This is a genomic window from Variovorax raffinosi (assembly GCF_051216615.1).
Lineage (GTDB): Bacteria > Pseudomonadota > Gammaproteobacteria > Burkholderiales > Burkholderiaceae_C > Variovorax.
In genome coordinates this window covers 810809-833954 of the sequence record NZ_JBPJZR010000002.1, presented here as the reverse complement: position 1 = coordinate 833954, position 23146 = coordinate 810809, and the positions used below count along the sequence as shown (strand labels likewise).

Sequence of the window (23146 nt, the reverse complement as noted above, 5' to 3'; positions counted from 1 at the left end):
CGTCCCCAACTGCAGCCCCAAGCAAAAGCACACGATCAACTTCGCAAGTCGCGCGATAGCAAGACGGCGCACCCAGAATGAATCCACTCAACCACATCACGCGCCGCGCGGCTTCCTTCTTCATCGCATGCGCGCTGCTGACCAGCCTGCATGCCGCGCAGGCCGCCGAACCCACCGCAACGACCCCGGGAAAGGGCCGCAAGGTTGTGCTGCTGGTGCAGCGCGACGGCCCCAATCTACCGACCGACGAAAAGATCAGGCAGCACCTCGAATCGCGCGGCTATGCCGTCACGCTGCAGGACCAATCGGCCAGCCCTGCGGTGGCGAACGGCTCGGACCTCGTCGTCATCTCGTCCACCGTCGCGGCCAAGGACGTGAGCGGCGCGTGGCGCCAATCGCCCGTGCCCCTGCTCACCTGGGAGAACGACCTGCTGGACGACCTCGCGATGACCGGCAAGTGGCACGACGTCGACTTCGGCGAAGCCCCCAAGGAGCGCTACCTCTGGATCGTGAACGCCCCGCATCCGATGGCGGCGGGGCTCGCCGCCGGCGTGAACAACGTCTACGTCAAGCAGGCCGCCATGAGCTGGGGCAAGCCCGGCCTGGGCGCCATCACCATCGCCACGCTCTACGGCCAGCCCGAGAAGGCGGCGATCTTTGGCTACGAGAAGGGCGCGACGATGGACTACGAATCGCTCGCCCCGGCGCGCCGGGTGATGTTCTTCCTGGACAACGACACCTTCACCAACCTCGCGCCTTCGGGTCGGCAGTTGTTCGATGCGGCGATCGACTGGGCAGTGGGTGCGCGATAAATGAAACTCCCCGGACTGCGCCAGATCTGGTTCCAGCTGCATTGGCTGATCGGCATCACGGCCGGCACGGTGCTGGTCGTGATCGGCCTGAGCGGCGCGGTCCTTTCGTTTCATGAAGAGCTGCTGGACGCGATGAACCCGGGCGGGCGCGAAGTGCCCGCGCAGGCCGTGCCGGCGCTCACGCCGCCGCAACTGCTCGGCGTCGTGCGCCAGGCTTTCGGCGAGCGGCAGGTCGGCACGCTCACCGTGTACGCAGCACCGGGCGCCGCGGCACGCGTCATCTTTGCGCCGCCCAAGGGCGAGCGGCGCGGCGAGACCATCTACCTCGATCCCTATTCGGGTGCCGCGCTGCCGCCGCTCGTGGGCGCGGATTTCTTCGAGTGGGTCGAGGAACTGCATCGCTGGCTGCTGTTGCCGCGCGAGCAGGGCAAGACAACGGCTGGCGTGCTGGCCGGTGGCCTGTTGCTGCTGTCGCTCTCGGGCCTGTACCTGCGATGGCCACGCCGGCCGCTCGACTGGCGCGCATGGTTCACCTTCGACACCGCCCTCAAGGGCCGGTCCTTCTTGTGGGGCCTGCATTCGGTGTTCGGCACGTTCGCGTTGCTGATGTACCTGGTGCTCACCACCACCGGCATGTACTGGGCCTTCGATGCATTGCGCGACACCGTCGACGTGATGGTGGGCGGCGCGCGAACGGCCGCGCGGCCGGCGGCCGGTGCGGCGACGGCACCGCGCGTGCGCAACATGGCGCGCGCGGACGCGGGCGCGGTCGACATCGCGCCGGCATGGGCCGCTTTCGAGCAACTCGCCAAGGGCTCCGGTGGATGGAGCCAGGCGATCCTGCGCGTGCCTTCGGGTGCCACGCCCTCGGTGCTCTTCACCTGGCTCGACGCCGATCCGCCGCACGACCGCGCACGCAACCGCACGACGGTCCAATTGCCCGACGGCAAGGTCACGCAGGACGAGCGCTACGCCTCCAAGTCGCAGGGCGGGCGCTTCCTGGCGACGATCTACCCGCTTCACATGGGCACCTACTTCGGCCTGCCCGGACGCATCGCGATGATGCTGGCGTCGTTGATGCTGCCGGTGTTCGCGGTCACGGGCTGGATGCTGTACCTCGACCGGCGGCGCAAGAAGCGCGCGGTTCGTGCCGAACGCGCGGCGCTTGGCGCGGTGCCCCGGTCCGACGGCGACGGTGATGGCGCAGTGCCCGAGCGCGTGCTGCTGGCCTTCGCCAGCCAGTCGGGCACGGCCGAAGGCATTGCGTTGCGCAGTGCCGCCGCGCTGCAGGCGGCCGGCGTTGCCGTCACGCTGGCTTCGCTGGCGCGGCTCGATGCCGGGCAGTTGCGCGATCACCAGCGCGTGCTGATCGTCGCCAGCAGCTTCGGCGAAGGCGAGCCGCCCGACGTGGCGCGGCGCTTTGCGCAGCAACTGTCGCAGCTTGGCGATGCGGTGCTCTCGCATCTGCACTACGGCCTGCTGGCGCTGGGCGACCGGCATTACCCGCGCTTTTGCGGCTTCGGCCACACGCTCGACCAGACGCTGGTCGCGGCCGGTGCGCGGGCGATGTTTCCGATGATCGAGGTGGACAACGGCGATGCCGGCGCGCTTGCGTCATGGCGACAGAGGCTTGGCGTGCTGGCCGGTGCGGGCGGTGATCGCATCGCCGATCTGCCGATGCCACAGGCCGACGAGGCGCCCTTTGCCAACTGGACACTGTCGGCACGCCGCCTGCTCAATCCGGACAGCATCGGCGCGCCGCTGTACGAGATCGAACTCACACCGGCGCATGGCGAGCTGCCTTCATGGCAGCCGGGTGCGCTGGTCGAACTGCTGCCGCGCTTGCACGACGCGCAGTCGCGTGCCGGCAACCCGGTGCCATTGGCGCCCCGGCGTTACTCCATTGCATCGGTGGCACGGGAAGGGCGCGTGCGCCTGCTGGTGCGTCAGGCGCGCCATGCGTCGGGGCTGGGCATCGCTTCCGGCTGGCTCACCGCGCATGCGCCGCAGGGCGCGGACATCGAGCTTCGCCTGCTGCGCAATCCGGGCTTCGAGCTTGTCGAAGGCGACGTGCCCTGCATCTTCGTCGGCAATGGCTCGGGTTACGCCGGCCTGCGCGGGCACCTGAGCGAGCGCATCGCGCGCGGGCATCGGCGCAACTGGCTGCTGTTCGGCGAACGGCAGCGCGCACACGACGCCTTCTTCATGGACGAAGTGGCGCAATGGCGCACGCAAGGGTTGGTCGAGCGTGTCGACCTGGCCTTCTCGCGCGACCAGCTCGCCCGCATCTATGTGCAGGACCGGTTGCGCGAGGCGGCCGATGCGCTGCATCGCTGGATCAGCGACGGCGCGGTGGTCTATGTCTGCGGCAGCATGGCCGGCATGGCCGCGGGTGTCGATGCGGTGCTTGAAGAAGTGCTGGGGCGCGCCGCGCTCGACGACCTCATCGCCGAAGGCCGCTACCGCCGCGACGTGTACTGAATCTGACGTCGGCCGCTATCCGCAGCGGCGCGGTATGGCATCCCGGCGAAGTCCCCGCGCGGGCGCCGCATCGCCTAGCATCCGGCGATGCTCATGCCCCCCGCTTTCGCCGTGTCGTTCCTCGCAGGCTCCGCCGCATGACCGATCCACTTCCTCGTCTGCGGATCAGGCAACTGCGCACGCGAACCGGCGGGCTCATCGACCTGGACGTGGCGGCGGGCGAATGCATCTGCATCCTCGGCAAGTCCGGCTCGGGCAAGAGCGTCTTCCTGCGCCTGATCGCGGACATGGACCCGGGGGAGGGGGCCGTCGCGCTCGATGGCATCGACCGCAACGCAGGATCGGGCCCCGAATGGCGCCGCCGCGTGATCTACCAGGCGGCCGAGCCCGCATGGTGGGCGCCCACGGCGGCCGGGCATTTTCCGGAAGGTGTCGACGAGCCGCTGGCGGGCTGGCTGGCGGACGTGGGCCTGTCGGGCGACCTGCTTGCCACGGAGATTGCGCGCCTGTCCACGGGCGAGCGCCAGCGCATGGCGCTCCTGCGCTCGCTCGCGCGCAAGCCGGCCGTGCTGCTGCTCGATGAACCGACCGCTTCGCTCGACGCCAAGACCACGCTCGAAGTCGAAGCACTGCTGTCGCGGCAGCTTCAAGCAGGTCTGACGATCCTGATGGTGACCCACTCGCAGGAACAGGCGGCGCGCCTGGGCCACCGACGTTTTGAAATGGCGCAAGGCCAACTGCAGGCCATCGCATGACCACCATCCATCTCGACGCCACCGACCTCGTGCTCGCCACGCTGCTGGTGCTGCTGAACGCGGGCGCCTCGCTGATGCTGCACCTGCAACTGCATCGCCAGGTGCTGTGGGCGGCAGCGCGCATGGTGGTGCAGCTTCTGCTGGTGGGGCTGGTGCTGCGCTTCGTCTTCAGCGCGGCGTCGCCGGTGGCCACGCTCACCATCGTCATCCTGATGATCCTGGCCGCCGCGCGCGAGGTGGCGGTGCGGCCCGCGTGGCGGCTCAAGGGCGGTGGCAACTTCCGCATCGGCGCGGCGGCGGTCGGCGTGTCGAGCGTGGCGACGGTGGTGCTGGCGCTGATGACGGCGATCCGCCCGCAACCCTGGTACGACCCGCGCTATGCCATTCCGCTGATGGGCATCGTGCTGGGCAGCGTGCTCAATTCGGCCAGCCTCGGGCTCGACAGTTTCTTCGAAGGCGTGACCAAGGGCCGCGCGGGCATCGAGGCCCAACTGGCGCTGGGCTCGACCATCAACCAGTCGCTCGCGGAGCTGATCCGCTCGTCGATCCGCCGGGGGATGATCCCGATCATCAACCAGATGTCGGCGGCCGGCGTCATCACGCTGCCGGGCATCATGACCGGCCAGTTGCTGGCGGGCATGGACCCGATCGAGGCCGCGAAGTACCAGATCCTGCTGCTGTTTCTGCTCACCGGCGCGGGCGGGCTGGCGGCAGCCGGCGCGGTCTACATGGCCGCGCGGTCGATGACCGACGAGCGCCAGCGTCTGCGCTCGGACCGGTTGGGCTGAGCGCTCGCGCGGGCAGGCGCGCCGCCCGTCGCGAAGACTCGGTCAGTCCTCGGCCGCTGGCTTCACGTGCTCGTCGTACTGCGGCAGCGCGTCGGTGATCGTGAACCACGGCGCCTTCGAGCCCACGAAGATGTGCGCGCTCGGCCGGATCGCAGGGGCATCGACCAGCGTGCCCAGGGTGACATGGGCGTACATGCCCTCACGCACGATCGAATAGAGCAGCGAGCCGCAATGCCCGCAGTGCATGTCGCCAGCGTCCTGCTCGCCGAAGACCAGTAGCCTGTCTTCGCCCTGCGTGATCGCCAGCTTGTGGCGCTCGATACCCGCGAAGGGCTTGAAGGCCGAGCCCGTCGCGCGCCGGCAGTTCGCACAGTGGCAGTTCAGGGCGTAGAGGAATTCATCCGCGACCGCGTAGCGGACCGCGCCGCACAAGCACTGGCCGGCGAGTTGTCGCCGGGGCGCTTCCTTCGGGGCGGTCACGGCTCTTTTTCCTTCTTGCCTCGCCGAGGGCCTACTTCATCCTCGCGCGCAGCAGCGCACGGCCGATGAGTCCACCGATCCCGGCACCTACTGCCGAGATGGTGTAGATCTCCCCGTCACCAAGGTTCACGCCGGACAGGATGAACTTCAGGAGAACAGCCACCAGAAAGAAGCCGAAGAACGCGCCGACGCCGCTGTACATGCGGGAGTCCAACGCGCCGGTCGTCTTGCGGTAGCTGTCCGAATGGCCCACGGCTTCCTGGATCAGCGTGGTGCGGCATTGAAAGCAGCGCACGTCCGTCGCCGAATTGAGATGGTTGCAGACAGGGCACTGCATGAAGCAACTTCAGCCGGCCAGGCCCACGAACACGTTCTGCACGTCGTCGTTCGCGTCGATGGCGGCCAGGAATGTTTCGACTTCTTCCAGGTGCTCGGCGCTCAGGCTCGCCGGATCGACCGGGTTCTTGGGCTTGTAGCCCAGCTTGGCCGACAGCACGGTGAAGCCCTGGGCCGGCAGCGCGCGGCTCACGAGGTCGAGGTCGGTCGGGTCGGTCAGGAAGACGGTGGTGTTGCCTTCTTCTGCCGGCTCGAAGTCTTGCGCGCCCGCCTCGATGGCGGCCACTTCGGGGTCGGCGCCGGCGCCGGTGGGTTCGGCTTCGATCATGCCGACGTGGTCGAAGTCCCACGACACCGAGCCCGAGGTGCCCAACTGGCCCTTGCGGAACAGCACGCGCATTTCAGGCGCGGTGCGGTTCACGTTGTCGGTCAGGCATTCGACCATCACCGGCACGCGGTGCGGCGCGAAGCCTTCGTAGATGACGTGCTCGAAATGCACCGCCTCGCCCGTGAGGCCCGCGCCCTTCTTGATGGCGCGGTCCAGCGTGTCCTTGGGCATCGAGACCTTGCGGGCCTGCTCCACCACGAGCCGCAGGCGCGAGTTGGAGGCCGGGTCGGCGCCGTTGCGCGCGGCCATCATGATTTCCTTGGCGAGTTTGCCGAACAGCCGGCCCTTGGCGTTGGCCGCCAGATCCTTGTGTTTTGCTTTCCATTGCGCGCCCATGTCTGATTCCTTGAGGTGTGTGGTTGCGGCCTTGTCTGGCTCTCGTCTGGTTCTCGGCAGAAGGGCTGGATGACCGGTTTGGGGCGACTACTGTAGCTGGAGCGCGGGCGGGAGGGAAACCGGGTGCGCGCCGCGACTCCCTCGCGACAGGCACCGGCCGGCGGGATGCCGATACTTTCCGCATGCACACACAGCCCCTGTTCTCGGTCGAGCCGCGCCATGAGCTTCTGCAGCTCATGCGCGCCTATCCCCTGGCCACCCTGTTCACGGTCACGAGCGACGGCGCGGCGGAAGCGAACCTGCTGCCGCTGGAGGTGTGCGACCTCGGTCCACACGGAACGCTGCGAGGACATGTCGCCAGAAGCCATTCGCTGTGGCAAAGCGTCGCGGACGACAGCAGCGTGACAGTCGTCTTCCAGGGGCCGAACGCCTACATTTCGCCGCGCTGGTATGTCAACGGGCAACGCAGTGGCCGGCTGGCGCCGAGCTGGAACTACGTCGCGGTGCAGGCCCAAGGGCCGTTGCGCTTCATCGACGACCCGGCCTGGGTGCTGTCGCACCTGGCTTCGCTGACCGAATCGCAGGAGGCGGGGCGTACCGAAGCCTGGTCCTTGAACGACGCGTCGCAGGAGTTTGCCGAGAACGCGTCGCAGCGGCTGGTGGGTTTCGAGATCGAGATCCGGTCGCTGACCGGCAAGCGCTTTCTGTCGCAGCAGCGCACCGAAGCCGACCGGCGCAGTGTGATCGAGAACCTCGAACGCGAAGCGTCGCCCACGGCGCATGCGCTGGCGAAACTGATCGTGCCCTGAACTTCGCCCGCTTCTTTCTAATAGTCGAGCCGGCCGCGCAATTCGTCGAACGGCAGCATCACGCGCTGGCGATACGCATCGCGCCGCGAAAGCCGCTCGTACCAGGCCTCGACGTTCGGCAGCGAAGGCCGTTCGATGTCGAGTTCGTAGTAGCGGTACAGGCTGGTGCCGGCGGGAATGTCGGCCAGGCTCAGCGTGTCGCCGGCCAGGAAGTCGCGGCCCGACAGCGCCTGGTCCAGCAGCCTGAAATACCGCGTGCAGAGGCCGAGGTTCTTCTCGATGCTCGGCCAGTCGCGCATCGGCTCCGGCGTGCGATAGAAACCCCAGAACACCCCCGTCAGAAAGGCCGGCTGCAGGCTGCTCTGGGACCAGTCCATCCAGCGGTCCACATGGGAGCGCCGCACCGGGTCTTCGCTCCAGAAGGCCGCGCCGCCATGCCGCGCGGCAAGGTAGCGCAGGATGCTGTGCGATTCCCAGACGACGGTGCCGTCCGCGTCGCGGATGACCGGGACATGGCCGTGCGGGTTCATCGCCAGAAACTCCGGCGTGTCGAGCAGCCCGAAGGCGCCGCCGGCGGGAATGTGCTGGTACGGCAGCCCGATTTCGTCGAGCAGCCACAAGACCTTCTGCACATTGAACGAACTGAGCCGGCCCCAGACGGTGAGCGGGTGTTCAGGCGGCATGCAGGGCTTTCTCCAATGCCGCTTCCAGCGCGTCCAGGGCCACCCGCGCGCCGCCCTCGATGTCGCCCGTATCGTGAATGCAATCGATCCTGACGACGAGGGTGTTTCGCGGCTGATCGCCGGGGTACTTGCGCAGCGTCAGCCGCACCAGCGAATCGCTCTCCCAAGCCGAGCGGTCGGCGGACCAGCTCTCGCTTTCGAACTTGAAGAAGGTGCTGCCCGTGCGGGTGTCCACGATCTCCGGTGGGCAGACCCAGTGCGTGTTGCGCGCCTCCCAGGGCGCGATGCGAACGATGTACCGGCCGTCCGCAGAGGTCGACTGGATGGCAGTTTCCACGGTGATGTTCCTTGCAGTCATGACGCGGGCTTGAATCCAGGCAGCGCATGCATGCGCTGCCGCAGCGCCTCGACGAAGGCCGTGACGCGTGCCGGACGATACAGCCCCGGCGCCAGCGCGACATGCACGCCGATGGGCTCCAGCCACCAGTTCGGCAGCACGCGCTTCAGGCGGCCGGCCTGCATGTCTTCATGGCACATCCACGGCGCGGCGGCGCCGATGCCCGCGCCGTTGAGGATCGCGCGGTAGCTGGCTAGCAGGCTGTCGGTGCGGATCGGCGTGTCCAGCGGCACGATGCGCGAGCGGCCGCCGCGGTCGATCAGGCGCACGTTGCCCATCACGTACGGCACGAGGCCCACGCAAGGCATTTGCGGCAGCCGGGCCAGCGTGACCGGGCCGAGGCGCTTGAGCAGGGCGGGCGTGGCGATCAGCACGCGTTCCATGCGGCCCAGCGAGCGGCAGACCAGGCCGGGGTCGCGCACTTCGCCCACGCACACCCAGCATTCCGCGCCCGAAGCGGCCAGGTCGACCACGCGATCGGTCAGCGTGAGTTCCACGCGCAATTGCGGATGGGCGGCACGCAGGTCGGTCACTGCGTCGGTAAGAAAGCCGGTGCCGTAACCCGACGGGCCGATCACGCGCAGCGTGCCTTCGGGCCGGCTCTGGCCGCCCGAGAGCCGTTGCGACAGGCCCGACCAGCGGTCGGTCAGGTCGTGGGCCTCGGCCAGCAGCGAGCGGCCTTCGTCGGTGAGCGAGAAGTTGGCGGTGGTGCGAATCGCCAGCTTGCAGCCCAGCAGGCGCTCCAGCTCCAGCAGGCGCCGGCTCACCGTGGGCTGGGTGGTGCCGAGCAGGCGCGCCGCCTTGCTGAGCGATCCGCTCTCGCCGATCTTGATGAAGGTGTCGAGCAGATCGAGCCGGTCGTGGGTGTTCTTCATGCGCCAGACGTATAGCACTTCATCGTCCCATACGTCTACCCATCATGGCGGGCTCTGCCTATCGTCGGGCCGGTCAAGACAAGTGAATGGAAATCCCCCGATGAGCAGCGCCACCACCACAGACATCGCCCGCACCGTCGGCGACACGCCCAAGGGCGGCACCGTGCTCGGCTTCTATGCCGCGAAGGGCACGCCCCGGCCGCCGCGCATCGCGCGCGGCGAGGGCATCTACCTGTGGGACGCCAGCGGCCGGCGCTATCTCGACGCCACGGCCGGCGCGGTGGTCGCCAACATCGGGCACGGCAATCCACGGGTGCTGGCCGCGATGCAGGCTCAGGCCGCGAAGGTGACCTTCGCCTATCCGCGCTTCTTCGAGAGCGAGCACAGCATCGAGCTGGCAGACCGCGTGTGCGCGCTGGCGGGCGAGGGGTTCGATCGCGCCTTCTTCGTGTCGGGCGGCTCGGAGGCCAACGAGTCGGCGATCAAGCTGGCGCGCCAGTACGCGGTGGTGACCGGCCAGCCGCGCCGCGCCAAGATCATTTCACGCGACCCCAGCTATCACGGCTCCACGCTCGGCGCGCTGGCCGTGACCGGCGACGCCCACACGCAATCGCTCTATGGCGCGATGGTGCGTGAGATGCCGAAGGTGCCCGCGCCGCTGTCCTACCGCGTGCCTGAGGGGCACACCGTCGAGTCGCATGCGATGGCCTGCGCCGATGCGCTGGAAGCCACCATCCTTCGCGAAGGGCCCGACACCGTGCTGGCCTTCATCCTCGAACCCATCGGTGGCCTGTCCACCGGCGCGGTGGTCTCGTCTGCTGCGTACTTCGAGCGCATTCGCCAGATCTGCGACCGGCATGGCGTGCTGCTGATCTACGACGAGATCATGAGCGGCGCCGGCCGCACCGGCGCCTTTCTCGCGGCCCATCACTGGGCCGGTGCGCGCCCGGACCTCGTGACGCTGGCCAAGGGGCTGGCGGCCGGCTACACGCCGCTGGGCGCGCTGCTCGCGCCCGACCGCATCGTCGATGCGATCGCGAACAGCGGCGGCTTCGTGCACGGCCACACCTACTTCACCAACCCGCTGTCGTGCGCGGTGGCGAACGCGGTCGTCGGCGAGGTGATCGCGCAAGACCTCGTGGCCCGCGCGCGCGACATGGGCGAACTGCTGATGGCCCGCCTGCGCGAGGTGGCCGAACGCTCGCCCATCGTCGGCGACGTGCGCGGCAAAGGCCTGTTCACCGCCATCGAGCTGGTGGCCGACAAGGCAACGCGGCGCCAGTTGCCGGCCAGCTTCAATGCGCCGGCGCGGCTGACCGAGCACGGCCTGCGGCACGGCATTGCGCTTTACAACCGGCGTGCCAACCTGGGCGCCTTCGGCGATTTCCAGATGATCACGCCGCCGCTGACCATCACCGCGCAGGAGATCGACGAACTCGTCGACCTGCTGGAGCGTTCGCTGCGCGACCTGGCCGACGAAGTCGCGGCCAGGGGGCTGGCCGTGGCTTCGGCCGCGTGACGAAAGCCGTGGCCATGCAGCAGCAACAACAACAACCGCTCCCGCCTCACCGCAGCCTGCACGTGCCGGGCGTGCACGGCTACACCGACCGCAAGAGCGTGGCCGCCGGCGAGGTGGTGCGTTTTCACATCAGCAGCGACGTGCCGTACACGCTCTCGGTGTGCCAGCTCGGCCCCGATGTCGAGGGGCGTTCGGCCGACACCGTGCTGCATGCCTTCGCGCCCTCTGCGCCGCGCGTGCAGCCGATCCACCCCGGCTCCTATGTGCGCGTGGAGCGCGGACTCGACCAGCCGCTGCGATCAATCACGCTGGAATGCTGGGTCCAGCCGTGGAGCGTGGGAACGCGCCAGAGCGTGATGGGCCAGTACGACCTGCCCGGGGCCTGCGGCTACGGCCTGTTCATCGACGAGGCCGGGCGCGCTGTTTTCTATCTCGGCGACGGTGGCGCCTTCCGCGCCGACGGCGTGCTTGCCGGTGGGACGCTCGTGCCCCGGCGCTGGCACCACATCGTCGCCACCTGGGACGGGCGCGCCACGGTGCTGTGGCTCGATGGCGTGGTGGTCGCGCGCGGCGCATGGACCGGCCCGCTGCTGCCGGGCCGCGCGCCGCTGCGCCTGGGCAGCAGCGGTGTCGACGGCCTTGCGGATGCTTTCCTCGAAGGCGATCTCGTCATGCCCGCGATCTACGCGCACGCACTGCAGGCCGACGAGGTGCGCGAGCGCTTCGCCGACCGGGGTCTGCACACCGCCCGTGGCCGCGGCGTGCTCGCCTGCTGGCCGCTGCGCGAAGAGCGCGGCGATGTGGTGGCCGACGCCAGCGGCCACCAGCGCACCGGCCGCATCGTCAACCACGGCACCTGGATGATCGTCGGGCCGGCCTTCGAGCCGCATCGAGTCAACGAGTTTTCCGACAACGGCTATGACCCGTTGGCCGACCCCACGCGCGGCCACGGGCTGCGCCTGGCCGGCGACGACCTCTACGACTGCCGCTGGCCCGAAAGCCATGCCTTTCGCATGCCCGCCAATGCGAAGTCCGGCGTCTACGTGGGCCGCGTGCGCTTTCTGCTGGACGGGCAGGCGGCCGACTACGACATCAGCTTCATCGTGCGCCGCGCCGCGCATCAGGCGCCCGCGCCGGTGCTGGTGCTGTGCGCCACCAACAGTTGGCTGGCCTATGCGAGCACGCCCTTCGCCCGGAACGTGGTGGCCGATCCGGTGTGGCCGCGCCGCTCGGTCGGACTGGAGAACAGCCACCCCGACGCGCCGGCCTACAGCAGCTACACCTACCACCGTGGTGGCCAGCCCACCTACCAGGTCGGGCTGCGCATGCCCTGGCCCAACGCCAGCCCCAATGCGCTGTACGACCCGGCCGATGCGGGCTTTTGCCAGTGGACGCGGCTGGAGCGCCGCCTGCACGTGTGGCTCGACCAGGCCGGCTACGCCTACGACGTGGTGAGCGATCTCGACCTGCACCGCGATCCGGGGCTGCTGAAGGCCTACAAGACCGTCGTCATCAACGGCCACAGCGAGTACTGGTCGCTGCCGGCCTGCGACGGGCTCGACGACTACCTGTCGGGCGGCGGCACGGCCATCGTGCTCTCGGGCAACACCATGTACCTGCGCGTGAGCTACAACGAAGACGGCACCGTGATGGAGCAGCGCAAGGTGCTCGGCCCCAACGACAAGGACAGCGAGGAGGCGGCTAAGGTCCGCCCGCCCGCCGGCCCGTTCGGCGAGCAGTACCACAGCCAGGACTGGGCGCGCGGCGGGCAGTTCAGGCAGGCCGGCCGCTCGTGCGCCGAACTCATCGGCCTGGAGTCTGCTGGCTGGGCCTTTGCCGATGGCGAAGACTTCGGCGTGTACCACGCTACGCTGCCGCGGCACTTCCTGTTCTCGCAGCCGCATGCGCTGGACCTGCGCGAAGGCTCGACCTTCGGCCATGCACCGGGCGGCGGCCTGCCGCGTGCCATCGGCCATGAATGGGACCTGAGCGTGGCGACGCTGCGCCGCATGACGCATGCGCTGCCGCCCGGCCAGCGCCTGCCCGAAGCGCAGCGCGGCATCGAGGTGATCGCGCAGGGGCGCCGGCCGAAGCCGGGCCGCCTCGATGCCTACCTGGACTACTTCTCGAACGTGACCGAGTCGCTCGACGGCCTGTCGGCCGAGATGATCTATTGGGAGCGCCCGCAGGGCGGTCGCGTGTTCAACGCCGGCGCCGTCGGCGCGAGCTGGGTGCTCGGCGTCGATCCCTGTTTCGAAGGGGTGCTGCGCAACGTGCTGCATCACTTCGGTGTCTCGCCCGTCGCGGGCCAACCGGTTCATCCACCCCTGGAGCACGCAGCACCATGAGCACCCTGGCACCCCACACGGCCTCCGCCATTCCCGACCCTGTTGCCCGGCAAAGCACGGTGCGGGTGATCACGGCCATCTCCATCGGCAATGCGCTGGAGTGGTTCGAGATCGTGATCTACGGCTTTCTTGCCGTGACCATCTCCAAGCTGTTCTTCCCCGCGGAGAACGACACGGTGTCGCTGCTCATCACGCTGGGCACCTTCGGCGTGACCTTCGTGATGCGGCCGGTCGGCTCGCTGGTGCTCGGCGCGTACGCCGACGCGGCCGGGCGCAAGAAGGCGCTGACGCTGTCGATGGCGATCATGCTGTGCGGCACCTTGCTGATCGCGGTGTCGCCGACCTTCGCGCAGGTCGGGCTCTGGGCGCCGGCGCTCATCATTGCCGCGCGCCTGCTGCAGGGCTTTGCGGCCGGCGGCGAGTTCGGCAGCGCCACCGCGCTGCTGGCCGAGCAGGACCCGCAGCGGCGCGGCTTCTTCTCCAGCTGGCAGTTCGCCAGCCAGGGCATCACCACCTTCCTGGCGGCGGGCTTCGGCATGGGGCTCAACGCGCTGCTCACGCCCGAGCAGCTGCTGTCGTGGGGCTGGCGCATTCCGTTCTTCTTCGGCCTGCTGATCGGGCCGGCCGGCCTGTACATCCGCCGCCACCTCGACGAAGGGCTGGAGTTCAAGCGCGCGGCGCAAGAGGCCACGCCGGTGCGCACCACGCTGGTCGACCAGCGCGGGCGCACGCTCGCGGCCATGGGGCTCATCATCCTGGCGACCATCGTGGCGTACACGGGCTTGTTCATGCCCACCTTCGCGGTGCGGCAACTGGGGCTGCCGGCGTCGATGGCCTTTGCGGGCACCTTCTGGTTCGGCGTGCTGCAGTTCCTGCTGGTGCCGGTCTTCGGCAGCCTGTCGGACCGGGTGGGGCGCATTGTCATCATGCGCAGTGCGGCGCTCGTGATGCTGGTGATGATCGTGCCGCTGTTCTACCTGCTGGTGAACCATCCGTCGGTGCCCGCGCTGATGCTGGCGCTCACGGCCATGGGGGCGGTGGCTTCGGCGTACTGGGGGCCGATTTCGGCCGCGATGTCCGAGCTGTTTCCAGCCGCCACGCGCGGCACCGGGCTGTCGGTGAGCTACAGCTTCGGCGTGGCGATCTTCGGCGGCTTCGCGCCCTTCATCAGCGCCTGGCTGATCACGGCCACGGGCAGCAAGATCGCGCCGGCGTTCTACGTGGCCTTCGGCGTGGTGGTGAGCCTGGTGGCGTTGCGCGCGGCGCGGCGCTACGGCGTCAGGTGATGTTGGCGCGGCGCCAACAACAGACAGCAGTTTTTTCCAAGTTCCGCGGACGCGGGGCGCCTATGCTCCGGTCATTCCTCCACCACCCCGGAATCGAATGACCACCATGCAACGCCAGCAGCAGACAGACATCTTCCATCGCTTGCACAGCGGCCCTGAGCCGCTGGTGCTGGTGAACGCGTGGGACGCAGCCAGCGCGCGCATCGTCGAACGCGCCGGCGCGCGGGCCATCGGCACGACCAGCGCGGGCATGGCGTGGTCGCTGGGCTATGCGGACGGCGAGCGCATGCCGGTCGGCGAACTGCTCGCGGCCTGTGCGCGCATCTGTCGCGTGGCCGGCGTGCCGGTGACGGTCGACATCGAGCGCGGCTTCGGCGACAGCACGCAGGCGGTGTGCGACCTCGTGCGCGCGCTGATCGACATGGGCGTGGCCGGCATCAACATCGAAGACGGCGTGCTGCCGGGCACGCGCCAGCTCGCGCCGCCGGAGATCCTGTGCGAGCGCATCGGGGCGCTGCGCAAACTGGACGCACGCTTTTTCATCAACGCACGCACCGACACCCACTTCGTCGCCAACGACGACCCCGCCGCGCGCTACCAGGACACGCTGCGCCGCGCACGGCTCTACGCATCGGCGGGCGCTGACGGCATCTTCGTGCCGGGCATGACGAGCCTCGAAGAAATCGCGGGCCTTGCGGACGCCGTGGCGTTGCCCGTCAACGTCTATGCGGGCCATACCAAAGCGCCGGCGGTCGACGTGCTCGCCAATGCGGGTGCGCGGCGCATCAGCCTCGGTTGCGGTCCTTTGCAGGCGGTGCTCGGCGTGCTTGGCCGCATCGCCACCGAAGCATTCGACGACAGGACGCACAACGCCGGCTTTCGCACGATGAGCAGCGAGATGATCCCGGCCGGCGAAATCAACGCACTCTTTCCCGCTACCGCCTGATCCCTCTGCCGGGAGGGCGCAAGCCGCCGTGGTGGGTTCGGGTACAGTGGCGGCCCCTTGCCGCAGCCGACATCCACCGCCCCCCTTTCCCCGCACAGCATTCGCCTCGAGGCGGTCACGCTGGTGCGCGGCAACCAGCACGTCTTCGAGGGGCTGACGCTCCATCTGCAGGAGGCGCGCATCGGGCTGGTCGGCGACAACGGGGCGGGCAAGAGCAGCCTGTTCCGCCTGATCAGCGGGCTCGACCAGCCGCAGCAGGGGCGCGTCGTGGTGCATGGCTGCGACACGCAGACCGATCGGCGGCAGTTGTCGCAGCACGTGGGGCTGATGTTCCAGAACCCCGACGACCAGATCATTTTTCCGACTGTGGCTGAAGAGCTGGCGTTCAGCCTCACGGCGCGTGGTGAAACGCGCCAGGTGGCACGGCAGCGGGCGCGCGACTTCCTCGCGCAGCGCGGGCTCGACGCATGGGCCGGGCGCGCCATCGGCGAGCTGAGCCAGGGGCAGCGCCAACAGGTGTGTCTCCTGGCATTGCAGATCAGCCAGCCGGCCACGCTGCTGCTGGACGAGCCCTTTGCCAGCCTCGACCTGCTGAGCCAGGCGCGGCTGGCGGCGCAGCTTGACGCCACCGACCAGCAGATTGTCTTGTCGACGCACCTGCTCGATCACGTGCACGACTTCGAGCGCGTGCTGTGGCTGGAGCAGGGCAAGGTCCGCGCTGACGGGCCGGGCCGCGAGGTCTGCGAGGCCTATGCCGCGAATGTGCGCGAGCGCGCCAGGGCAGAGCGGGGCGCGCCGCATGCGTAGCCTCTATTCGGAACAGCAAACCTGGATGCACGCGATCGCGGCGTGGATCAAGCTCGCGGTCTTGTCGGTGTGCGGCACGCTGCTGGTGCTGGTCGACAGGCCTGTTCACCTGGCCATTGCCTGCGCCGTGGTGTTGCTGATCTTCGCGTCGCTCGGGCGCCCCGCATGGCGCCGCGTGCGCATGCTGGTCGGCGTGGCGATTGCCGGTGGGCTGATCGTCGGCTTTCACTGGGCGCTGGGCACGACGCCGCTGGGCGTGGCCAGCGCCTTGCGGCTGGCCAGCGCGGCCACGCTCGCGCTGATGCTGACGCTGACCACGCGCTTCGAAGACCTGCTGGCAGTGCTCGAAACCCTCATGCATCCGCTGCAGCGCTTCGGCGTGCCGACCGAGCGGATCGCGCTCGGCCTTGGCCTGATGCTGCGCTTCGCCGAAAATTTCTATGTGCAGTGGCAGCGCCTGGACGATGCCTACCGCGCCCGTTCGGGGCATGGCGGCGGCCTGCGGCTGCTGGCGCCGTTGACCATCCGCACCCTGCAGACGGCAGAGCGCGTGGCCGATGCGCTGGCCGCGCGGCTGGGCCGCTGATTCCGAACCCTCTTTCTGGAACGAGATTCCCATGACCACCACCGGCTCCCTCACTTCGTCCCGTTCCCTGTCGTACATCGCGCTGTTCGCGGCGCTGATGGCGGTGTTCGGGCTGATCCCCAAGATCGACCTGCCGTTCGGCGTGCCGATCACGCTGCAGTCGCTGGGCGTGATGCTCGCCGGCTGCCTGCTGGGGCCGCGACGCGGGTTCCTGGCGATTGCGCTGTTTTTGCTCGCTGTGGCGCTGGGCCTGCCCCTGCTGCCCGGTGGACGTGGGGGCTTGAGCGTGTTCGTGGCGCCGGCCTCGGGCTTCCTGTTTGGCTGGATGTTCGGCGCGTTTACCTGCGGCCTGCTGATGCGCCGCATGGCGGGTGCCACGGGCACCGGGCTGCTGGCGGCGGCCTTCGTCGCGTCGCTGGTCGGCGGGATCGTGGTGGTCTATGCCTTCGGCATCGTCGGGCTCTCGTGGGTGGCCCACATGTCGCTGTCGCAGGCGGCGCTGGCCATGCTGGTCTTCATTCCCGGCGACCTGATCAAGTGCGGCATCTGCGCGATGCTTGTGCAGACGGTGATGCGTGGCATGCCGGGCTGGCGGCTCGACCGCGACTGATTCGTCCCTGGGCTACGCGCTGCGCCGCCTGAAGGTGGTGGCCGACAGATAGTCCTTGCGCGGGCCGTGCACCGTGTGCCGGATCACGAAGGAGCCATCGGCGAGAAAGCGGTAGCTGCTGTCGTAGGTGTCGGGTGTGCACAGGTGCGTGGCCGATCCGGCGAGCGCGTCGCCGTCATGCACGATCGCGATGCCGTGAAAAAGGCGCGGTGGCTGCTCGGCGAAGTACACGGCGAAACCGCCAGCGGCGCGCTCGAAGAGGTATTCACGGTGCCCGTCGAACTCCTTGCCGTCGGCCAGACGGATCCGGCCTTCCTCTCGGTACTTCAGCATCCCCGTGTCGAGCCGCGTGAACGTGGCGGTGCCGGTCATGGCGGCCTGGCCTTCGATGGTCCGGTCCAGGTCCCAGGCGCCTTCCAGCCCGTCGAAGACGGCGTCCGGGGTGCCCCAGGGCGCAAGCGGGGCGAATGAAGGGGCTGGCGCGTTCATGCCGGCACTCTACGACAAGCCCTCATCTCCCTTTCTGACAGGTGATTGTTTCCAACGTGTGAACACCGTGGTTCTGTTTGCTACGGGTTTCTACTTAGATATCGGCGCACAATTAATCCACAGACCGGCCCCCAAGCCGATCTGGATGAACAGGGCCCCGAGCGCGGTGGCCGCGCCCAGAGGGACGGCAACCCACCCAAGACCGGTTCGAAATCATCCAAGTGCAAAAACAATTGAACTGAACTGAAGGAAATCCAAATGACCGCCTCGAAGCTCCTCTCCGCTGTTGCCGTTGCCCTGCTGGCTGTTGCCGGTTCTGCCCACGCCGAAACCTATGAAGGCGTGCACCAGCTCACCTCGGGCGCCAGCCGCGCCGATGTTTCCAGCCAGGCCGTGGTTGCCGCGCACAGCGCCAACCCCTACGCCACCGGCGCCAACTCCGGCCCGGCACCCGTGTTCGTGTCGTCGACCAGCCGCGCTGCCGTCCGCAGTGAAGCCGTTGCCGCTGCACACAGCGCCGATCCGTATGCCGAAGGCGCATCGTCGGGCGTGGCCCCGATCGTTGCCAGCACGGTGGACCGCGCCGCGGTGCGTGCCGCAGCCCGCGCTGCCGCTCGTGGCGATGCACTGCCGCTGTAATCCTCGTCAGCAATGCGCTCGCTTCGGCGAGTGCCGCTGCCGAAAGGCCGGTTCATGCCAACGCATGGACCGGCCTTTTTTTGTGCCCACCCCGCTCATGGCAGGCTCACATTGCCTCCGTATCATGGGTCAGCATGGACCCTCTTGACCTGAACCCCCGCCAGACCGCCCTCATTTCCATCGACCTGCAACACAGCAATGTGGGCCGCCAGCTTGCGCCGCATGCCGCCGCCGACGTGGTGCAACGGAGCAAGCGCATCGCGGATGCATTGCGCGCAGCCGGCGGCACCGTGGTGTGGGTGCGCGTCGATGTCACCGCGTTGCTGAGCCTGCCGGCGGATGCATCCATCAGCCGGCCGCCGGGGTCGCCCGTGCCGCCGCCCGAGTTCTCGCAACTGGTGCTCGAACTGGAGGTGCAGGGCGGCGATGTGCTGATCACCAAGCGCCAGTGGGGCGCGTTCTACGGCACGGACCTCGACCAGCAACTGCGCCGTCGCGGCATCAAGACGCTGGTGATGAGCGGCATCGCAACCAACTTCGGCGTCGACTCGACGGCCCGTGCCGCCTTCGACCGGGGCTACGAACTGGTGTTCGTGGAAGACGCGATGAGTTCGCTGGCGGCCGAGCTGCACAACTTCGCGAACAAGGAGCTGTTCCCGCGCATGGGCCGCGTGCGTTCGACGGACGCGCTCATCGCGGCCATCGGCGCTCGCTGATTCAGCGCTCGGGCAGCAGCCGCAGGCCGGCCACGAAAAAGGGCAGGTCGTCGTCAGCCGCCGGGTCGTGCAGCTCGACGGACCATTGCGCTGCGCCGCCGCTGTACGCGGGGCTCGCGCAAAGCTCGCAGGCATAGACCAGCCGGTCGGCCCGCGCATCATCGCGATGCGCGACAGCCTCGTCGCAGCACTCGTCCGGCAGCATTTCTTCGCCGCTTGCCGCGCCACCGGCAGCGCGCCGTATCAGCCGCATGACGATGCGCTCAGGCGCCACCGTGCGTTCGCCGGCCCGTGCCCGTGGCACCGTCGCACGCAGGCGCAACTCGAGCGGCTCGCCGACGCGAAAGCCTTCGCCCCGCTCCAGCGACATGTTCTCCAGCGCCACGCGCACGCGGCGTCCTTCGCGCAGGCGCTTCACGACGAACATCACCGTCAGCACGGAAAAAGTCGCGAACACCGGCAGTCCGATCACCATCCAGAGCCATTGCCAGCCGCCGGCCAGCGCCCAGGTCATCGCCCGGAAGCCGAACACCGCGAAGAACGCCAGCACCGCGAGCGCGATCAGCCACGCCACCCAGTCGGAGGCCGACTGCGGCGTGCGCTCGGTGACCTGCGGCGCGTTGGAAGTCCACTCGGTGGGCTCCCCGCTTGCAGGCGCGGTCAGGTCGAAGGATGAATGGCGGGAAGGCATGGGAAGGCGCCGAGCATAGCCATTCGCGAAGCGGCACCACGCCGGTGCAGTTGGCCGGCCCCAACCCGCGCCAGGCGGCCGTTCGGCAGGGGCCGCCTTCGCCGAAAGGCGCATTGCCTTGCCATCACGCATCCCTCATGATGGCGACGCGGAAGGGATAGCCGCAAGACCGCATGCTTTCGCATTACTGCATCAATGTGGTGCAGTCGGGCGAAAATACGAAGGCGCTCCCGCCGTAAAAAAGAAAGCATGATCCGTCGCCGTTGACGCGGCAACCCACACGCATGGCCCTCACTCTCGACCCCGAAGACACGCGCGGACGCATCCACGATCTCGTGTGGAGCGGCTTCCATGCCGACGCCGATGTCGAATGGATGATCACCGACGAGTACCTCGATCCCGATGAGCTCACGGCCGAAGACCGCGCCTGGATCAAGGCAGAGGCCGGCCGCGCCTGCGCCGCCAAGCACACCGCCGAGCGCGACTGGCCCGCGCAGACCGAGTACGACCGGCTCGATGCCGTCTTCGTGCAACTGCGCGGCGAAAAAATCATTGCGCTGCACCGCGCGGGCAACACGCTGTCCGATGGCCATGACGACGTGCGCGAGCAATGGCGCGCGGCGGGCCGCCTGGCCTCGGGCATTCGCGGATGCTGCTTCTATCACTCGCAGGACCTCGACACGGCGGTGCGCACCGGCCGCCTGCACCTGGCGTTCAGCGGCGGCATGATCCCCGAGATCGCACAGCGCGAAGCCAACACCGTCGTGGTCGGCCATCGCATCGTCGAGCTGCTGCGCGCCGCCGGCTTCGATGCGAAGTGGAGCGGCGACATCAACGAGCGCATCGAAGCCGATCTCGGCCAATGGCGCAAGCGAGGCCCTTCCGCGTGAGCGTGCAGGCCTGGCAGCCGCCGCGCCGCATCGACGCCATCGATTTCTGGCTGCGCTCGCGGCTGTTGGCCACGGCCCACGCGCTGCGCGAGACGCTGCGGCCCTCGGCCCGGCGCTGGCATGGCGGCGATCACGCACTGGCCGACGCGCCGGTGCTTGCGCAATACCGCACGCCCTTGTGGTCGGACGGGCGCGCGGACGAATTCCCATTGGTCGCCGGCAAGGTGCACAACCTGCGCGTGGCCCGCCGCGCCTTCGACGCGATCGAGGTGCCGGCCGGCGAAGTGCTGAGCTTCTGGCGCCAGTTGGGGCGGCCGAGCGCGTGGCGCGGTTTCGTGGTGGGCCGCGAGTTGCGCGGCGGCTGCGTGGTGCCGACGTTGGCCGGCGGCCTTTGCCAGTTGTCGAATGCGCTCGCCACGGTGGCGGTGCGTGCCGGCTTCGAGCTGGTCGAGCGGCATGGGCACACGGCGCGCATCGAGCAGGCTGGGGCAGCCGCCGCCGACGCCATCGATGCGACGGTGTTCTGGAATTACGTCGACCTCAAGCTGCGCGCCAGACACGCATGGCGGCTCGAAGTGGAGCTGACCGCCACCGAGCTGGTGCTGCGCATCCGCGCGCGTTCGCCGTTGGCGATGCCGGGTGTGCCGGTCACGCTGCGGCGGGCGAGCGAAGAGCGCGCGGCCCCCGTGCTGCCGTTGGCGCGCGGCTGCCTCAGTTGCGACCAGACCGCCTGCTTTCGGCACCGCCCGTTGGTCGATGTGGCGCCGCAAGGCCGCACTGCCGTGCTGCTCGATGCGTGGACGCCGGAGTTCGCGCGCTACCTGGGGGCGAATCACCCCGGCGCGGACCGCATGCAGCCGGTGCCGATGCGGCTGGCGTTCTGGCGCGCATCCGCAGTTGGATGGCACCGGGAGCCCGTGCCCGACGGCGCAGCGCCCGCGCAATCGCCGTGGGCCGCGAGCCTGCGCCGCGCGCTGTGGCAACGGCTCTGGGCGCGGCACGCGGGCCGGCGGCAGGCCAGCCTGATCGATGGGCAACGCTGGCTGGCACTGGCTTTCGCCGCGCGCCTGAAGCCCGAACACACGCAACTGGTGATTGAGCAGTCGCTGTTGCCGCACCTGCAAAGAGCCGGTGCGCTCGACGGTCGTCATGTCACGGTGCTGGCCAGTGCGTTGCCCATGGCAGTGATCGAGCGAAGGCTCGATGCCGCGTCCCAACGCTGGCCCGGCGATGCCACGTTGCGCGACTTTCGCGCCGATCCCGCGCTCGTGCGGGCCGAGGCCATCGCGCTGGCCCGTGCCGTGGCTGTGGTCACGCCCCACGCGGAAGTCGCACGACAACTCGCCGAGTCAGCGCCGCAAGCAAACTTGTTGCAGCTCGACTGGGTACTGTCCAACGCAAAGACTCTCGCGGCCGAACGCAAAGAACCACCGCTCATCGTGTTCGCCGCAAGCGCACTGGCACGCAAGGGTGCGCGCGAACTGGCCGCTGCGCTGCAAGGCTGGCCGTGCCGGTTGCGCGTGCTGGGCTCGCCATCCGATGATGCGCAACTGTGGCAAGGCATCGACCCTGTCGAGCACATGAACTGGCGGGGCGACGGGTTGGCCGGCGCCAGCGTCGTCGTGCTGCCCGCGCACGTCGAGCATGCGCCGCGTGCGCTCCTGCGTGCCGTGGCGGCAGGCCTGCCCGTGGTGGCGTCAACCGCCTGCGGCCTTGCCGCATTGCCAGGCGTGCGTGAAGTCGCGGCCGGCGATGTGGATGCCTTGCGCACCGCGCTGCAAGCCGCCTGCAACACCTGACCGGAGAAGAAATTGACATCGATCGAACAGGCCCGCGCGGCCCTGGCTCCCTTCGGCGAACTGGCAGCACAACCGGCCGCCGACCATTGGCGCGGCGACATCCCGCTGCCGCCCGTCATCGCAACGTTCTACGAACAGATCGGCCCGCTCGGCGAGTGGATCAATGAGCGCGTGGGCCATGCGGGCCTCGAGGTCCCGAACGTTGGCAATCCCTTCAGCATTCTGCCGCTTGCGCGTCTGTGGGAGCAGCAGGCCGGCTACCGCTGGGACGGCATCACCGGCGAGCGCATCGCCGACTGGCCCGACCACTGGCTCGTGGTGGCGGACCAAGGGGCGGACCCCTTCATCTTCGATCTGCGCACGGGCGCGATCCAGTTCGCGCGGCACGGTGCGGGCGCATGGCAGGACGACGCACCGATCTTTGCCGACATCTTCCAGATGGCCGCCTGCCTGGGCACCGTGGGCCAGTTCGTGGAGGAGGCCGACGACGGTCTGTTCCTGGACGACTACAGCGTCGATCCGGTGCAGCGCGCGCGCCTGGTCGAGCGGCTCGCACCGCTGCTCGGCGATGCCGCCACGGCTGAAGCCCTGCTGGACGATTTCGGCTGGTAGCGCGCGGGCCGCCGCGGCAGGAAACGGGGTGCAGGGAGAATCGCAGGCAAAACAAGAAACCGGAAGCG

25 protein-coding genes are annotated in these 23146 nt (G+C 68.8%); 17 read left to right on the top strand and 8 right to left on the bottom strand.

Annotated elements, in window-relative coordinates; translation table 11 throughout:
- Nucleotides 1-77: 77 nt before the first annotated feature.
- The 4 genes from ACSFB7_RS09855 (at nucleotide 78) to ACSFB7_RS09840 (ending at nucleotide 4836) form a co-directional block, all read left to right on the top strand.
- Nucleotides 78-812, top strand: coding sequence for a hypothetical protein (locus ACSFB7_RS09855; RefSeq protein WP_435469452.1), 735 nt, complete (start codon nucleotides 78-80; stop codon nucleotides 810-812).
- Nucleotides 813-3293 (top strand): PepSY domain-containing protein, encoded by a 2481-nt coding sequence (locus tag ACSFB7_RS09850; RefSeq protein ID WP_435469450.1) that lies wholly within the window; start codon nucleotides 813-815, stop codon nucleotides 3291-3293. It abuts the gene before it with no gap.
- Between the two features lie 137 nt (nucleotides 3294-3430).
- Nucleotides 3431-4048 (top strand): ABC transporter ATP-binding protein, encoded by a 618-nt coding sequence (locus ACSFB7_RS09845; RefSeq protein ID WP_435469448.1) that lies wholly within the window; start codon nucleotides 3431-3433, stop codon nucleotides 4046-4048.
- A complete protein-coding gene (locus tag ACSFB7_RS09840; protein WP_435469446.1) occupies nucleotides 4045-4836 on the top strand; it encodes an ABC transporter permease in 792 nt (263 codons plus the stop codon). The genes ACSFB7_RS09845 and ACSFB7_RS09840 overlap by 4 nt, the downstream gene beginning before the upstream one ends.
- A 42-nt stretch (nucleotides 4837-4878) precedes the next feature.
- On the opposite strand, the gene ACSFB7_RS09835 is transcribed toward ACSFB7_RS09840, so the two are convergent.
- From ACSFB7_RS09835 to ACSFB7_RS09825, 3 genes are read right to left on the bottom strand one after another with little or no spacing between them, the layout of a single operon-like run.
- The gene (locus ACSFB7_RS09835; RefSeq protein ID WP_435469444.1) at nucleotides 4879-5316 is read right to left on the bottom strand and encodes a GFA family protein; all 438 of its coding nucleotides are present in this window, start codon (nucleotides 5314-5316) and stop codon (nucleotides 4879-4881) included.
- 31 nt (nucleotides 5317-5347) lie between these two features.
- Nucleotides 5348-5653 carry a zinc finger Ran-binding domain-containing protein gene (locus ACSFB7_RS09830; RefSeq protein WP_435469443.1) on the bottom strand — a complete coding sequence of 102 codons (306 nt, stop codon included), beginning with the start codon at nucleotides 5651-5653 and terminating at the stop codon, nucleotides 5348-5350.
- A gap of 9 nt (nucleotides 5654-5662) precedes the next feature.
- On the bottom strand, nucleotides 5663-6376 hold the full coding sequence (locus ACSFB7_RS09825; protein ID WP_435469441.1) for a YebC/PmpR family DNA-binding transcriptional regulator: 714 nt from the start codon (nucleotides 6374-6376) through the stop codon (nucleotides 5663-5665).
- A 182-nt stretch (nucleotides 6377-6558) separates the two neighbouring features.
- Between ACSFB7_RS09825 and ACSFB7_RS09820 the strand changes: the two genes are divergently transcribed.
- Nucleotides 6559-7185: an FMN-binding negative transcriptional regulator gene (locus ACSFB7_RS09820; protein WP_435469439.1), complete on the top strand. Its 627-nt coding sequence runs from the start codon at nucleotides 6559-6561 to the stop codon at nucleotides 7183-7185.
- Nucleotides 7186-7202: 17 nt separating this feature from the next.
- Here the strand turns inward: ACSFB7_RS09820 and ACSFB7_RS09815 are convergent, their stop codons facing one another.
- From ACSFB7_RS09815 to ACSFB7_RS09805, 3 genes are read right to left on the bottom strand one after another with little or no spacing between them, the layout of a single operon-like run.
- On the bottom strand, nucleotides 7203-7868 hold the full coding sequence (locus tag ACSFB7_RS09815; RefSeq protein ID WP_435469437.1) for a glutathione S-transferase family protein: 666 nt from the start codon (nucleotides 7866-7868) through the stop codon (nucleotides 7203-7205).
- Entirely contained in the window at nucleotides 7858-8205 is a 348-nt protein-coding gene (locus ACSFB7_RS09810) for a hypothetical protein (RefSeq protein WP_435469435.1), read from the bottom strand. The genes ACSFB7_RS09815 and ACSFB7_RS09810 overlap by 11 nt, the downstream gene beginning before the upstream one ends.
- Nucleotides 8206-8222: 17 nt before the next feature.
- Complete coding sequence (locus tag ACSFB7_RS09805; protein ID WP_435469433.1) at nucleotides 8223-9140, bottom strand: LysR family transcriptional regulator; 918 nt, start codon at nucleotides 9138-9140, stop codon at nucleotides 8223-8225.
- A gap of 100 nt (nucleotides 9141-9240) precedes the next feature.
- Between ACSFB7_RS09805 and ACSFB7_RS09800 the strand changes: the two genes are divergently transcribed.
- The 7 genes from ACSFB7_RS09800 (at nucleotide 9241) to ACSFB7_RS09770 (ending at nucleotide 17242) form a co-directional block, all read left to right on the top strand.
- Nucleotides 9241-10659: an aminotransferase family protein gene (locus ACSFB7_RS09800; protein WP_435469431.1), complete on the top strand. Its 1419-nt coding sequence runs from the start codon at nucleotides 9241-9243 to the stop codon at nucleotides 10657-10659.
- Entirely contained in the window at nucleotides 10656-13007 is a 2352-nt protein-coding gene (locus ACSFB7_RS09795) for a N,N-dimethylformamidase beta subunit family domain-containing protein (protein ID WP_435469429.1), read from the top strand. The genes ACSFB7_RS09800 and ACSFB7_RS09795 overlap by 4 nt, the downstream gene beginning before the upstream one ends.
- Nucleotides 13004-14293: an MFS transporter gene (locus tag ACSFB7_RS09790; RefSeq protein ID WP_435469427.1), complete on the top strand. Its 1290-nt coding sequence runs from the start codon at nucleotides 13004-13006 to the stop codon at nucleotides 14291-14293. The genes ACSFB7_RS09795 and ACSFB7_RS09790 overlap by 4 nt, the downstream gene beginning before the upstream one ends.
- 97 nt (nucleotides 14294-14390) lie before the next feature.
- The gene (locus ACSFB7_RS09785) at nucleotides 14391-15239 is read left to right on the top strand and encodes an isocitrate lyase/PEP mutase family protein (RefSeq protein WP_435469425.1); all 849 of its coding nucleotides are present in this window, start codon (nucleotides 14391-14393) and stop codon (nucleotides 15237-15239) included.
- A gap of 57 nt (nucleotides 15240-15296) precedes the next feature.
- Nucleotides 15297-16046 (top strand): energy-coupling factor ABC transporter ATP-binding protein, encoded by a 750-nt coding sequence (locus ACSFB7_RS09780; protein WP_435469423.1) that lies wholly within the window; start codon nucleotides 15297-15299, stop codon nucleotides 16044-16046.
- Nucleotides 16039-16632: an energy-coupling factor transporter transmembrane component T family protein gene (locus ACSFB7_RS09775; RefSeq protein ID WP_435469421.1), complete on the top strand. Its 594-nt coding sequence runs from the start codon at nucleotides 16039-16041 to the stop codon at nucleotides 16630-16632. The genes ACSFB7_RS09780 and ACSFB7_RS09775 overlap by 8 nt, the downstream gene beginning before the upstream one ends.
- 31 nt (nucleotides 16633-16663) lie before the next feature.
- Nucleotides 16664-17242 carry a biotin transporter BioY gene (locus tag ACSFB7_RS09770; RefSeq protein ID WP_435469419.1) on the top strand — a complete coding sequence of 193 codons (579 nt, stop codon included), beginning with the start codon at nucleotides 16664-16666 and terminating at the stop codon, nucleotides 17240-17242.
- 12 nt (nucleotides 17243-17254) lie between these two features.
- Here the strand turns inward: ACSFB7_RS09770 and ACSFB7_RS09765 are convergent, their stop codons facing one another.
- Nucleotides 17255-17731, bottom strand: a complete 477-nt coding sequence (locus ACSFB7_RS09765) for a DUF6314 family protein (protein WP_435469417.1) — start codon at nucleotides 17729-17731, stop codon at nucleotides 17255-17257.
- Between the two features lie 258 nt (nucleotides 17732-17989).
- Here ACSFB7_RS09765 and ACSFB7_RS09760 point away from each other — a divergent pair, with 258 nt between their 5' ends.
- Both ACSFB7_RS09760 and ACSFB7_RS09755 read left to right on the top strand, forming a co-directional pair.
- Complete coding sequence (locus ACSFB7_RS09760) at nucleotides 17990-18370, top strand: helicase SNF2 (RefSeq protein WP_435469415.1); 381 nt, start codon at nucleotides 17990-17992, stop codon at nucleotides 18368-18370.
- Nucleotides 18371-18504: 134 nt separating this feature from the next.
- Nucleotides 18505-19086, top strand: a complete 582-nt coding sequence (locus ACSFB7_RS09755) for an isochorismatase family protein (protein ID WP_435469413.1) — start codon at nucleotides 18505-18507, stop codon at nucleotides 19084-19086.
- Nucleotide 19087: 1 nt separating this feature from the next.
- Here ACSFB7_RS09755 and ACSFB7_RS09750 read toward each other — a convergent pair whose 3' ends face one another.
- Nucleotides 19088-19777 carry a hypothetical protein gene (locus tag ACSFB7_RS09750; protein ID WP_435469411.1) on the bottom strand — a complete coding sequence of 230 codons (690 nt, stop codon included), beginning with the start codon at nucleotides 19775-19777 and terminating at the stop codon, nucleotides 19088-19090.
- A gap of 284 nt (nucleotides 19778-20061) precedes the next feature.
- Here ACSFB7_RS09750 and ACSFB7_RS09745 point away from each other — a divergent pair, with 284 nt between their 5' ends.
- From ACSFB7_RS09745 to ACSFB7_RS09735, 3 genes are read left to right on the top strand one after another with little or no spacing between them, the layout of a single operon-like run.
- Nucleotides 20062-20667 carry a DUF6891 domain-containing protein gene (locus ACSFB7_RS09745; RefSeq protein ID WP_435469409.1) on the top strand — a complete coding sequence of 202 codons (606 nt, stop codon included), beginning with the start codon at nucleotides 20062-20064 and terminating at the stop codon, nucleotides 20665-20667.
- Nucleotides 20664-22466 (top strand): VanW family protein, encoded by a 1803-nt coding sequence (locus tag ACSFB7_RS09740; RefSeq protein WP_435469407.1) that lies wholly within the window; start codon nucleotides 20664-20666, stop codon nucleotides 22464-22466. The genes ACSFB7_RS09745 and ACSFB7_RS09740 overlap by 4 nt, the downstream gene beginning before the upstream one ends.
- A 12-nt stretch (nucleotides 22467-22478) precedes the next feature.
- Complete coding sequence (locus ACSFB7_RS09735; RefSeq protein WP_435469405.1) at nucleotides 22479-23078, top strand: hypothetical protein; 600 nt, start codon at nucleotides 22479-22481, stop codon at nucleotides 23076-23078.
- Nucleotides 23079-23146: the final 68 nt, after the last annotated feature.

What these genes read in the sequence shown, in the direction of transcription:
- ACSFB7_RS09855 (WP_435469452.1), top strand. Translation starts at nt 78, where the DNA reads ATGAATCCACTCAACCACATCACGCGCCGCGCGGCTTCCTTCTTCATC.
- ACSFB7_RS09850 (WP_435469450.1), top strand. Translation starts at nt 813, where the DNA reads ATGAAACTCCCCGGACTGCGCCAGATCTGGTTCCAGCTGCATTGGCTG.
- ACSFB7_RS09845 (WP_435469448.1), top strand. Translation starts at nt 3,431, where the DNA reads ATGACCGATCCACTTCCTCGTCTGCGGATCAGGCAACTGCGCACGCGA.
- ACSFB7_RS09840 (WP_435469446.1), top strand. Translation starts at nt 4,045, where the DNA reads ATGACCACCATCCATCTCGACGCCACCGACCTCGTGCTCGCCACGCTG.
- ACSFB7_RS09830 (WP_435469443.1), bottom strand. Translation starts at nt 5,653, where the DNA reads ATGCAGTGCCCTGTCTGCAACCATCTCAATTCGGCGACGGACGTGCGC.
- ACSFB7_RS09825 (WP_435469441.1), bottom strand. Translation starts at nt 6,376, where the DNA reads ATGGGCGCGCAATGGAAAGCAAAACACAAGGATCTGGCGGCCAACGCC.
- ACSFB7_RS09820 (WP_435469439.1), top strand. Translation starts at nt 6,559, where the DNA reads ATGCACACACAGCCCCTGTTCTCGGTCGAGCCGCGCCATGAGCTTCTG.
- ACSFB7_RS09815 (WP_435469437.1), bottom strand. Translation starts at nt 7,868, where the DNA reads ATGCCGCCTGAACACCCGCTCACCGTCTGGGGCCGGCTCAGTTCGTTC.
- ACSFB7_RS09805 (WP_435469433.1), bottom strand. Translation starts at nt 9,140, where the DNA reads ATGAAGAACACCCACGACCGGCTCGATCTGCTCGACACCTTCATCAAG.
- ACSFB7_RS09800 (WP_435469431.1), top strand. Translation starts at nt 9,241, where the DNA reads ATGAGCAGCGCCACCACCACAGACATCGCCCGCACCGTCGGCGACACG.
- ACSFB7_RS09790 (WP_435469427.1), top strand. Translation starts at nt 13,004, where the DNA reads ATGAGCACCCTGGCACCCCACACGGCCTCCGCCATTCCCGACCCTGTT.
- ACSFB7_RS09785 (WP_435469425.1), top strand. Translation starts at nt 14,391, where the DNA reads ATGACCACCATGCAACGCCAGCAGCAGACAGACATCTTCCATCGCTTG.
- ACSFB7_RS09775 (WP_435469421.1), top strand. Translation starts at nt 16,039, where the DNA reads ATGCGTAGCCTCTATTCGGAACAGCAAACCTGGATGCACGCGATCGCG.
- ACSFB7_RS09770 (WP_435469419.1), top strand. Translation starts at nt 16,664, where the DNA reads ATGACCACCACCGGCTCCCTCACTTCGTCCCGTTCCCTGTCGTACATC.
- ACSFB7_RS09765 (WP_435469417.1), bottom strand. Translation starts at nt 17,731, where the DNA reads ATGAACGCGCCAGCCCCTTCATTCGCCCCGCTTGCGCCCTGGGGCACC.
- ACSFB7_RS09760 (WP_435469415.1), top strand. Translation starts at nt 17,990, where the DNA reads ATGACCGCCTCGAAGCTCCTCTCCGCTGTTGCCGTTGCCCTGCTGGCT.
- ACSFB7_RS09755 (WP_435469413.1), top strand. Translation starts at nt 18,505, where the DNA reads ATGGACCCTCTTGACCTGAACCCCCGCCAGACCGCCCTCATTTCCATC.
- ACSFB7_RS09750 (WP_435469411.1), bottom strand. Translation starts at nt 19,777, where the DNA reads ATGCCTTCCCGCCATTCATCCTTCGACCTGACCGCGCCTGCAAGCGGG.
- ACSFB7_RS09745 (WP_435469409.1), top strand. Translation starts at nt 20,062, where the DNA reads ATGGCCCTCACTCTCGACCCCGAAGACACGCGCGGACGCATCCACGAT.